11 protein-coding genes are annotated in these 9,191 nt (G+C 63.3%); 5 read left to right on the top strand and 6 right to left on the bottom strand.

The genetic code is table 11. From position 1 onward, the window contains the following. The first annotated feature begins 132 nt into the window (after positions 1 to 132). Complete coding sequence (locus ACXAED_RS05075) at positions 133 to 600, top strand: aminoacyl-tRNA deacylase (RefSeq protein WP_475047352.1); 468 nt, start codon at positions 133 to 135, stop codon at positions 598 to 600. 73 nt (positions 601 to 673) lie between these two features. Here ACXAED_RS05075 and ACXAED_RS05070 read toward each other — a convergent pair whose 3' ends face one another. Continuing rightward, positions 674 to 934, bottom strand: a complete 261-nt coding sequence (locus tag ACXAED_RS05070; protein ID WP_475047350.1) for a TFIIB-type zinc ribbon-containing protein — start codon at positions 932 to 934, stop codon at positions 674 to 676. A 153-nt stretch (positions 935 to 1,087) separates the two neighbouring features. On the opposite strand from ACXAED_RS05070, the gene ACXAED_RS05065 reads away from it, so the two are divergent. Continuing rightward, on the top strand, positions 1,088 to 1,696 hold the full coding sequence (locus tag ACXAED_RS05065) for a hypothetical protein (RefSeq protein ID WP_475047349.1): 609 nt from the start codon (positions 1,088 to 1,090) through the stop codon (positions 1,694 to 1,696). Between the two features lie 15 nt (positions 1,697 to 1,711). Here ACXAED_RS05065 and ACXAED_RS05060 read toward each other — a convergent pair whose 3' ends face one another. Together ACXAED_RS05060 and ACXAED_RS05055 are read right to left on the bottom strand one after the other, a co-directional pair. Continuing rightward, positions 1,712 to 2,119, bottom strand: coding sequence for a universal stress protein (locus ACXAED_RS05060; protein WP_475047348.1), 408 nt, complete (start codon positions 2,117 to 2,119; stop codon positions 1,712 to 1,714). 99 nt (positions 2,120 to 2,218) lie between these two features. Further along, a complete protein-coding gene (locus tag ACXAED_RS05055) occupies positions 2,219 to 2,542 on the bottom strand; it encodes an antibiotic biosynthesis monooxygenase family protein (protein WP_174147275.1) in 324 nt (107 codons plus the stop codon). 154 nt (positions 2,543 to 2,696) lie between these two features. Between ACXAED_RS05055 and ACXAED_RS05050 the strand changes: the two genes are divergently transcribed. Together ACXAED_RS05050 and ACXAED_RS05045 are read left to right on the top strand one after the other, a co-directional pair. After that, entirely contained in the window at positions 2,697 to 3,356 is a 660-nt protein-coding gene (locus ACXAED_RS05050; RefSeq protein WP_475047346.1) for a hypothetical protein, read from the top strand. A 27-nt stretch (positions 3,357 to 3,383) separates the two neighbouring features. After that, positions 3,384 to 3,875 (top strand): HugZ family pyridoxamine 5'-phosphate oxidase, encoded by a 492-nt coding sequence (locus tag ACXAED_RS05045; protein ID WP_475047344.1) that lies wholly within the window; start codon positions 3,384 to 3,386, stop codon positions 3,873 to 3,875. On the opposite strand, the gene ACXAED_RS05040 is transcribed toward ACXAED_RS05045, so the two are convergent. The 3 genes from ACXAED_RS05040 to ACXAED_RS05030 form a co-directional block, all read right to left on the bottom strand. Further along, a complete protein-coding gene (locus ACXAED_RS05040) occupies positions 3,872 to 6,157 on the bottom strand; it encodes a glycosyl hydrolase family 28-related protein (protein ID WP_475047343.1) in 2,286 nt (761 codons plus the stop codon). The genes ACXAED_RS05045 and ACXAED_RS05040 overlap by 4 nt on opposite strands. 97 nt (positions 6,158 to 6,254) lie before the next feature. Next, a complete protein-coding gene (locus ACXAED_RS05035; RefSeq protein ID WP_475047342.1) occupies positions 6,255 to 6,656 on the bottom strand; it encodes a DUF4864 domain-containing protein in 402 nt (133 codons plus the stop codon). Between the two features lie 176 nt (positions 6,657 to 6,832). Next, positions 6,833 to 8,476 carry a lysine--tRNA ligase gene (locus ACXAED_RS05030; RefSeq protein WP_475047340.1) on the bottom strand — a complete coding sequence of 548 codons (1,644 nt, stop codon included), beginning with the start codon at positions 8,474 to 8,476 and terminating at the stop codon, positions 6,833 to 6,835. Positions 8,477 to 8,727: 251 nt separating this feature from the next. Between ACXAED_RS05030 and ACXAED_RS05025 the strand changes: the two genes are divergently transcribed. Beyond that, complete coding sequence (locus tag ACXAED_RS05025) at positions 8,728 to 9,150, top strand: tellurite resistance TerB family protein (RefSeq protein WP_475047339.1); 423 nt, start codon at positions 8,728 to 8,730, stop codon at positions 9,148 to 9,150. The last annotated feature ends 41 nt before the right edge of the window (positions 9,151 to 9,191 follow it).

Genomic DNA, 9,191 nt, shown 5'->3' with positions numbered 1-9,191 from the left:
CCAGACCTGAAGAAGCCGCCGGAATGCGGACCGCACAGTCCCCGGTGAAACACTGGGCCGTTCCGGCCCGATGGCGGCACAGACCTGAGCCAGAGCGGCCCGGGGCCCTTCACAGCACAGGAGGACCCCACGATGATCGCCTCACGCCTGAAACATCATCTCGAGGCACAGGGCCTGCCGTTCGGCACTGTCCGCCACCCCTATACCTCAACTTCGGCAGAATGCGCGGAATCGGCGCATGTGCCGGGGGATCACCTGGCCAAGTCCGTGCTCATCCATATGGAGGAAGGCCCGGTTCTGGCCGTCGTGCCGTCCAACCAGACGGTTGACCTGCACGCGCTGCAAACGATGATGGACCGCCGCCTCGGCCTGGCGCCGGAACATGAGCTGAACCAGGTCTTTGACGACTGCGATCCGGGCGCGGCACCCTGTGTCGGCGCGGCCTATCATGTGCCCACCGTGATCGACGACAGCCTGACCGGACTGGACAAGGTCTGGTTCGAGGCCGGCGATCACAAGACGCTGATCGAAATGAAGGGTGACGATTTTGACACCCTGATGAAGGACGCCAAGCACGGCTCCTTCTGCACGGTCCACTGACGCGGGTCAGGAGACCGGGATTCTGAACAACCGGCCAGCTGCCCCGACCCCCGGGGCGGCCCCTGCGGGCGCGTCAGAAATCGAACAGATCTTCCAGGAAGTTCTTCTTGCTCTTCTTCTTGTACGGCTTGCTGTAGCGCGGGTCATACCGGTCGCTGCGGTCCTCATGGCGCGGCGGCTGCGGCGCGGCCTGCGCGGGCTGGGCTGAGCGTTCGATGATCTTGTCCAATTCGCCCCGGTCCAGCCAGACACCGCGGCACTGGGGGCAATAGTCGATCTCCACCCCGGCGCGGTCGGCCATGACCAATGTGGTTCCGTCAATCGGGCACTGCATCTGCTTCTCCTTGCTCAACTCCTGCACTCCACGTGGGCAGTGCACCTGTGCTGCGCAAGACAAAGCCTGCGCAAAAACGCGGGTTTTGCAGGTTTTCGCCCATTTCAGGCCCGCTGACGCATGGTAAGCTGCCCCCAAATCAAGGAGGCAACAATGAGCAGCAAGACCATCCAGGCGGGGCTCCTGACCCTGATCCTTGCGTCGGCTCCGGCCTATGCATGGGCCGGTGAAGGCGGTGGCGGAGGCGGCGGCACTGATAGCGGCGGCGGCCAGAGCAGCGGGCTGAGCTCGCGTTCCACGCGGGCGGTTGTCACCACCCTGACCCGCGGCTTCGACCGTTGCGGCACGCTGCCGCAAGTCTACAAGTTCGACTGCTACCGCCACACCTACAAGCTGGCGGCGCAGAAGCTGGACAGCAACCAGGCCTATGCGGAAGCCGCCAAGGCGCTGGTGCTGGTGGAGGAAACCCTGACGCAGGCCGTGAAAAAGAACCTCGACCCGGCGCAGAAACCTGTGCGCAAGGGGCTGAATTTCTACCGTGCGGTAAAGCCTGCCGCGGTGCCGCAGGTCAAGCGGCAGACGGAACGGGCGATGCGCCAGGCGGAAACCATCCTGCTGCGCTCGCCCGCGGAGAAGAAGGTGCATTACGCCCGCATCGCCGAAGCGGTGAACTCCAACAAGGTGCTGCTGCGGTCCGCGATGCTGCCAGGTGCCGCGATGCGGCTGGCTTGGCAATTGCTGAAAAAGGCGGTTGCGGCCTGATCTTCAGGCCGCGCCTCAGCGGACCACGTGCACCGCGCAGGCCGCGTGGCGCACAACATGGCCCGAGGTCGATCCCCACAGCATATCCTGCATCGACGGGCGGTGCGAGGCGAGGATGATCAGGTCCGGCTTGTTCTGCTCGGCCCAGTCCAGGATGGTGCGGCCGGAATGGCCCTCGATCAGCACGCCCTCGGCGTTGGGCAGGGTCTGCGCCAGCCCGTCCAGCTCTGCCTGCAGCGCCTGGCGGGTGTCTTCCATGAAATCCGCCGGCACATAAGAGATCGCATAGGCCGGGACCTGTTCGATCACATGCAGCAGCGTCACCTTGGCCCCCGGCGCCGAAAGCAGCCGCGCCACTTTCAGCGGTCCGGTGACATCCCGCTCGGGATCAAAGGAAATCGGCACCAGAACGTTATGATACATGGGTCGCCTCCATAGCTTGAAACCTGCTCCAGATTATCCGCGCCCGCAGTGCTCCGCCTTGACCGGCGTCAAGGCAGCGGCCGGCCTGCAGGGCAGGGGTCACGCGCCAAAGACCTCCGCCACGTCGTACATGACCGGCTCAAAGCTGCGGCACAGTTCATTGATCTTGCGGTTGCGCTCACGCATTTCCGGGCTGCGCAGCATCGCCATGAAATCCTCGCGGCGGCGCCATTGCGAATAATTGGCGATACGGGTCTGCGCGTCATTCACATGCAAGCCGGCCGAAATGAAGCCGGGCTGCTTGGAAATAAACTCGGAATAGGCATCCTCCAGCGCCTCCAGTAGGTCCTGGCAGGTCCCGGGCGTCATCTCGAAGGTGGTGATAACGGTCTGGATATCAGCGGTTTTTGCTATTTTTGGCATTGGCTCCTCCGTTGACTCTCCCCAGCCTACGCCTGTTCGCGCTGAAAGCGCACGGGTTTTTTGGTGCGTGCACCCATAGAGGGCTTTCGAACCTGTTAATACAACCTTAACCATAAGGCGAAACCGTTTGCACACGCCAACCTGAGGCCACGGGATGAAACCTGCCTTTGCCGCTGCTCTTGCCCTGGCGCTGGCCCAGCCGGCGGCAGGCGGGGCTTGGCTGGAGCAGCCGGGCCAGGGCTTTGCAGCGGCCAGCGCAGCCTACCGGCACACAGGCAGCGCCGCCGCGCATGAGCTTGGCTATTACGGCGCCTATGGGATCAGCCCCGGGCTCACCGTCGGTATCGACCTGAACCAGAACGCGGATGTGTCCGGCCACGCGCTGGTTTTTGCCCGGCTGCCGCTGCACACAGGTGCCCGCTACCGGCTCGCGGTAGAGACAGGGGCGGGCGGCAATCATGTCCGGGGCCTCTGGCTTTTGATGCACAAAACCACCCTGTCGTATGGCCGCAGTCTCACGACCCGCCGCGGCGATGGCTGGCTGGCGGTAGATGCCGCCTATGAGCTGCGCGGCAGCGGCCAGGAGGCGATCTGGAAGCTGGACGCCACCATCGGTCTGAACCGCCCCGGCAGGCCCGCACCGATGCTGCAGGCGGAGTTTTCCAAGCCGGAAGGCGGATCGTTTTCCTACGCACTCACCCCCTCCCTGCGCTACCCGCTGAAGGAAAAGCGGGAGCTGGTCGTGGGGCTGGAATACCGCCAGGCGGGCCAGCGCAGCCTTGGCCTGAAACTGGGCCTGTGGCAGAAGTTCTAAACCCCGCGCCAAACCCTGGAGGAGTCCATGGCGAGCCCGATCCGCCCCACCGATGACGACGCCCGCCAGCTCGCGCAGGGCCTGATGGCGCAGGCACGCTTTGCCGCGCTGGGCGTGCTGCTGGAGGAGGGCACCCCGCTGGTCACCCGTGTCGCCTTTGCCCTGGACCCGCAGGGCGGTCCGGTCAGCCTGATCTCTGAGCTGGCCCAGCACACCCGGGCGCTGCACCGCAATCCGGCCTGCTCGCTGCTGGTAGGGGAGCAGGGGGACAAGGGCGACCCGCTCACCCACCCCCGGCTCAGCCTGATCTGCAGGGCGGAGATTATCAGCCGGCAAAGCGCGGAGCATGAGCCGCTGGCCGCGCATTATCTGCGCAGCCAGCCCAAGGCCAAGCTGTACCTGCAATTTGCCGACTTTGCCTTTGTCCGGTTCCGGGTGGCGGCTGCGCATCTGAATGGCGGTTTCGGCAAGGCTTTCCACCTTAGCGCCGCCGATCTGCGGCCGCCGGGCCGGGCCTAGCCGTCCATCCTCAGCAGCACCTGCACCTCGCCCTTGAGCGCTTCCTGCCAGCGCAGGCGGATTTCGTCGTCGTTCGCGCCCAGCTGGGTATCGCAATAGGGTGTGCTGTAGCGGGTGCTGTTGCCGCCGGTCCGCAGCGGCCCTTGCGGCACCACGCTGTCGACATAGCGCGCGTAGCCTTGAAACGGCAGCTTGCCATTCGCCCTGACCGCCCAGGAAGACGACGCCGAGGACTGGTTGTGACGTATCCGCAAGGGGTTGGCGGAATGGGTCGTGACGTTGTGGTACATGTTGCCCTCATAGACCACGTTGAAGGCCCGGTTGAAATCCAGATCCGAAAAACTGGTATCGACCCGCTCCGCCCGGTCGATGCTGCCATTGAGCGAGCGGAACTTGTTGCCGGTCACGGACAGCCCGTTCAGGTAGTGGCCGCTGCCGTAGGGTTTGATCACGATATAGCTGAACCAGGGCGCCACATCGCCGGACAGGAACACATTGGCGGTTACCGACAGCGCGCTGAAGGAAAAGCCGGTGGTGAAGTCAGGTGCCGGATCACGCTCGTTGGTCCATTCGATAAAGCAATTGTCGACGTAATTGTCCGACACTGTTGTGGTGCAGTTGTTTGCGGCCAGCACCAGCCCGGCGGAGCGAACACCGTTGGCCACGCTGTCGCCCTGAAAGAAATGATTGCCGGTCACCGTGTTGTTGGCGCCCGCCAGCAAAGCGAAATGGCGGAACTTGGTGGCGCGGTTGCTGCGCAGCTTGGCGTCGTTGGCATTCACGTTGAGGCCGATGCTGGTGCGGTCCTCCACATCCAGCGGGTCCTCGGCAGACAGGAACTGGCAATTGTCGACCAGAAGCCCCTGGCAGCCGGTGCCGATCGAGGTGATGCCGCGATCCTTGGGGCGCGAGATAAAGCAGCCATCCAGCGAAAAAACGGAACCCGACGGGGCCAGCCGCAGGGCGCTGCAGCGGGAATTGCACTGGAACTCGATACTTTCCATGCCAAACTTGCTGAGGGCGCTGAAACCGCTGAAATCCACCAGATACTTGAAATCCCGGAAGGTGAAAGTCTGGGTGCCCGCCGCATCGTACAGCGGCGCGGTCAGTGTCAGCTCGCCGGCGCCGGTGTTCTTGGATTTCACATAGATCTCGCGGCCGACCCCGGCACCCTCCACCAATGAGCCTACTTTGATGTTCGCGATATTGACGACATTGGTCAGCTTCCTGGAATCCGAGGTTCTGTACCTGGCCTGCGAGGTTACCACACCGGTGTCCCAGACCGCGCTGCTGGCGGCTTCCAGCTGGCCGTTGCGGATGATCCGGCGGGTCGAATAGGAGGACCTGTTCGGCACCGCCGCCTGCATGTCGAGGGGGGCGGTCACGGTGATCTTGCGGCCCATCAGGTCCAGCGATTCATGATCCACGTTGTTGAGCAGGGCCTGAAACGCCTTTTTGAAACCCAGCTCCTCATCGCCAAAGGCAGCGGCATATGAGGGGAAATCGAAATTCTTGGTCAGCAGCAGCATCTGATTGGCGGGCATTGACACGGTGCCTTCAAACACCGCCTCGTTGTTCAGCGACACGGTGCTGGCGAGGTGAAAGTCCCCCGCGGGCACCAGAATGCGGCGCCCGGCGGCGGCGGCATCGGCGGCCTCGAACGCAGCGGTGCAGTCGGTGCTGCCATCACCCACCGCGCCATAGTCGGTCACGTCCACCACGCTCAGTATCTTGCGCAGGAAGGCACTGGTGATATCGGTGATCTCGATGTCGTCGATCCGCACGACGCCGCCATTGGCACCGGTCAGGTCCAGCCCGAAATGGCCATAGGCCGCGCTGCGGCCCCAAGGCATATCCACCCCGGGGCGGTCGCCGCTGCCAACGATGCCGGTGACTTCGAGCACCTTGCCGTATTCGGTAAGCGCATATTGCATTCCGGTTTCGGACACGCCGCCGATGTGGCTGCCGCCGCTGGTGGCCGCCCAGCCCGCCACGCGGACCGCAGGCAGCGCGCCGCTGACGGCCTTGATTCGAACCTTGATCTGCAGATAGCAGCCCGGTTCCAGCGGCGTCTGGCCCATGAAGCGCAGCTTCTGGGTGTTCCCGGTCTTCTGCAACTCCAGACAACCGCCGAAGTCCGCATCCGCCGCCACAAAGACCGCGTTGGCGGCGCCGTCATAGGTGTCTGATCCGGGGGTGCCGTTGCCGCTGGACCATACATTCAGTCCCTCCGCAAAGGCGGGGGGCATCAGCTGCAGACCGTCGGTGATTGCCTTGTTCATGGGATTACCCTTTCCTGCTGCGCATGTCGCGTTCGGGGAAAAGGAAGTACTGAATTGGCGTTAAATTCCGCCCAGCGGGGCGTACGCTGCCCTGGGTTCAGACGCTGTCAGATGACCCTCTCAGCAAGTGTACTGCGTTGATTTTCCAACCGCTTTCCAGCTTAACTATTTGGTAATCCAACAGGTGCACGCGGCCTTGCGCGTCGGTGATCATCACCCGCTGCCACAGGCCGCCCGCCACTTCGCGCAGGTCCAGATAGCGTACCTCCGCGGGCCTCCAGACCATCGGATAGCCCTGCTGCACCATCTGGCCGAACCGTTCCGGCGTGCCGAACAGGCGGCGGATCGACGGCGATGCAAAGGAGAACGCGGTTTCCGTATCGTTGTTCAGGAAGGCTTCAAACTGAGAGCCGATCACGGCTGTGACCGGCTCTCTCTGAGCAAAGGCCGGAAAGGTCAGAAGAAAAACACTTACCCCCGCAAACAGAACACTGCGCATCTGTCCCTCCCGGTCCGTTTTTTAAGTTTAGGACAAAGTGACGCTGCGTCAAAACTTTTTTGCGAATTGGTAATTTTGATGCGCGGTGCGAGGCGGCGGTCCGCTGTGCGCAGCTGGGCTTAAAACGAAAAAGGGCGCGGAAGACCGCGCCCTGACTGAATCCGATGCGTGCAGGCTCAGGCCAGCTCGCCCGCCAGCGCCTTTTCGATCAGCGCGATGGTATCCTCGACACCGTAAAGCGCGATGAAGCCGCCGAAACGCGGGCCTTGCGACGCGCCCAGCAGCACCTCGTAAATCGCCGAGAACCAGGCACGCAGCGGCTCGAAGCCGTGGATCTTGCCGATGGCGAAGACCACGGATTGCAGGAACTCCTCATCCGCAAAGTCCGCCTCGGGCAGGGGGTCGTCGTTGCCTGCGATCTCGTTCTTCTTCGCAATTGCGGCCAGTGCCGCATCTGCCGATTTCAGCGCGTCCGCCAGATCCTGCAGCGCCGCGCGCTCCTGATCGGTGGGCAGGCGGAATTCCTTGGCCGGTTTCACGAAGTCGTTGAAGTAGCGCACCGCAAAGCCCGCCGCCTGGTCCATGCCCGGGTGGGTGTCGGGGGTGGCGTTGGGGGCGTATTTGTTGATGAAGCCCCACATGGTCTCCTTGTCCTCGGCGCTGGAGGCGGAGGCGAGGTTCAACAGCATCGAGAACGGCACCACCATGTCCGATTGCGGAACGTCGCCGCCGTGGATGTGCCACACCGGGTTGTTGAGCTGCGCCTTCAGGTCCTGGCCATGGTAGGCGCGCAGCTGCTGGTGGTACTCATCCACCGCCTTGGGGATCACGTCGAAATGCATCCGCTTGGCGGTCTTGGGCTTCTGGTACATGAAGTAGGCCAGCGACTCGGTCGAGGCGTAGGTCAGCCATTCGTCGATCGACACGCCGTTGCCGGAGGATTTGGAGATCTTCTGGCCGTTTTCGTCCAGGAACAGCTCATAGGTGAAATGCTCCGGCGCGCGCTGGCCCAGCACCCGGCAGATGCCGTCATAGATCGGCGTGTTGGTGGAGTGGTCCTTGCCGTACATCTCGAAATCGACCTCCAGCGCCGCCCAGCGGGCGCCGAAGTCGGGCTTCCACTGCAGCTTCACGTTGCCGCCGGTCACCGGCAGGGTCCATTCCTTGCCGTCCTCGTCGTCGAAGGTGATGGTGTAGTTCTCCGCGTCCACCTTCTTCATCGGCACGTACAGAACGCGGCCGGTTTCCGGGTGGATCGGCAGGAAGATCGAATAGGTCTGGCGGCGTTCCTCGCGCAGGGACTTCAGCATGATCGCCATGATGTCGTCGTATTTGTCGACGGCGCGCTTGAGGATCTCGTCGAACTGGCCGGACTGGTAGAATTCTGTGGCTGAGTAGAATTCATACTCGAACCCGAAGGTGTCCAGGAACCGGCGCAGCATGGCGTTGTTGTGGTGGCCAAAGCTTTCATGGGTGCCGAACGGGTCCGGCACCGAGGTGAGCGGCTTTTGCAGGTGTTCCGCCAGCGCCTCCTGGTTGGGGACGTTGCCCGGCACCTTGCGCATGCCGTCCAGGTCGTCGGAGAAGCAGATCAGCCGGGTCGGGATGTCCGAGATGGTCTCGAACGCCTTCTTGATCATGGTGGTGCGGGCGACCTCGCCGAAGGTGCCGATGTGCGGCAGGCCGGAGGGGCCATAGCCGGTTTCAAAGAGGACATAGCCCTTTTCCGGCGCGCCCTTGGCATAACGTTTGAGAACCCGGCGGGCTTCTTCAAACGGCCAGGCTTTGCTCTTCAGAGCTTCTTCGCGCACATCAGACATCATGTTCTCCATCGGCGGCGGTTGCGTCAGTATTCGGGGTGCCGCGTGATCTGTCCGGATGCCCCATGCATCCGGCCATTCCCTCTATTGTGCCTGTGCAGCATGAGTCAATAATGCCAGCCCCGCCGGGGCCGGGATTTGCGGCCTTGCGCCGCGCAAAAATCGGCGGCCGGGCTCAGCCTGTTATTGAACCTCTCCGCGGGCGTACCTATCCTGTGCGGGTGAATATTGCGCAAATAAGGATTTCGTCCATGAGTGAGCAAACCCCGCATCCGATGACCCCGCAGGACTGCCTTGTGGCCCTGATGGTGGCGGTCTCGGCCTCGGACGAAAACATCCGCACCGCAGAACTGGTCAAGATCCAGTCGGCGGTGAACATGCTGCCGGTCTTTGCCGACTATGACATCGACCGGGTGAGCCGGGTGTCCCGCACCGTGCTGGACCTGTTTGAGCAGGAGGACGGGCTGGAGGCGCTGTTCGGCCTGATCCGCGGCGACTTGCCAGAGCGGCTGTTCGAGACCGGCTATGCGCTGGCCTGCGATGTGGCCGCCGCCGATGGCATCCTGGGCGAGACCGAGCTCGAGTTCCTGGCAGAGGTCCGGTATGAGCTGAACATCGACCGGCTGCACGCCGCCGCGATCGAACGCGGCGCGCGTGCCCGGCACATGGTCTGACCGCTGGCGGAGGCTTGAACAGGAAGGGCATTGCCCGGGGC

This window comes from Leisingera sp. ABM4_103, assembly GCF_056158685.1.
This window is presented reverse-complemented; position numbering and strand designations above follow the sequence as displayed.

Coding starts and splice junctions, on each gene's coding strand:
- ACXAED_RS05075 (WP_475047352.1), top strand. CDS start 133: ATGATCGCCTCACGCCTGAAACATCATCTCGAGGCACAGGGCCTGCCG.
- ACXAED_RS05070 (WP_475047350.1), bottom strand. CDS start 934: ATGCAGTGCCCGATTGACGGAACCACATTGGTCATGGCCGACCGCGCC.
- ACXAED_RS05065 (WP_475047349.1), top strand. CDS start 1,088: ATGAGCAGCAAGACCATCCAGGCGGGGCTCCTGACCCTGATCCTTGCG.
- ACXAED_RS05060 (WP_475047348.1), bottom strand. CDS start 2,119: ATGTATCATAACGTTCTGGTGCCGATTTCCTTTGATCCCGAGCGGGAT.
- ACXAED_RS05055 (WP_174147275.1), bottom strand. CDS start 2,542: ATGCCAAAAATAGCAAAAACCGCTGATATCCAGACCGTTATCACCACC.
- ACXAED_RS05050 (WP_475047346.1), top strand. CDS start 2,697: ATGAAACCTGCCTTTGCCGCTGCTCTTGCCCTGGCGCTGGCCCAGCCG.
- ACXAED_RS05045 (WP_475047344.1), top strand. CDS start 3,384: ATGGCGAGCCCGATCCGCCCCACCGATGACGACGCCCGCCAGCTCGCG.
- ACXAED_RS05040 (WP_475047343.1), bottom strand. CDS start 6,157: ATGAACAAGGCAATCACCGACGGTCTGCAGCTGATGCCCCCCGCCTTT.
- ACXAED_RS05035 (WP_475047342.1), bottom strand. CDS start 6,656: ATGCGCAGTGTTCTGTTTGCGGGGGTAAGTGTTTTTCTTCTGACCTTT.
- ACXAED_RS05030 (WP_475047340.1), bottom strand. CDS start 8,476: ATGTCTGATGTGCGCGAAGAAGCTCTGAAGAGCAAAGCCTGGCCGTTT.
- ACXAED_RS05025 (WP_475047339.1), top strand. CDS start 8,728: ATGAGTGAGCAAACCCCGCATCCGATGACCCCGCAGGACTGCCTTGTG.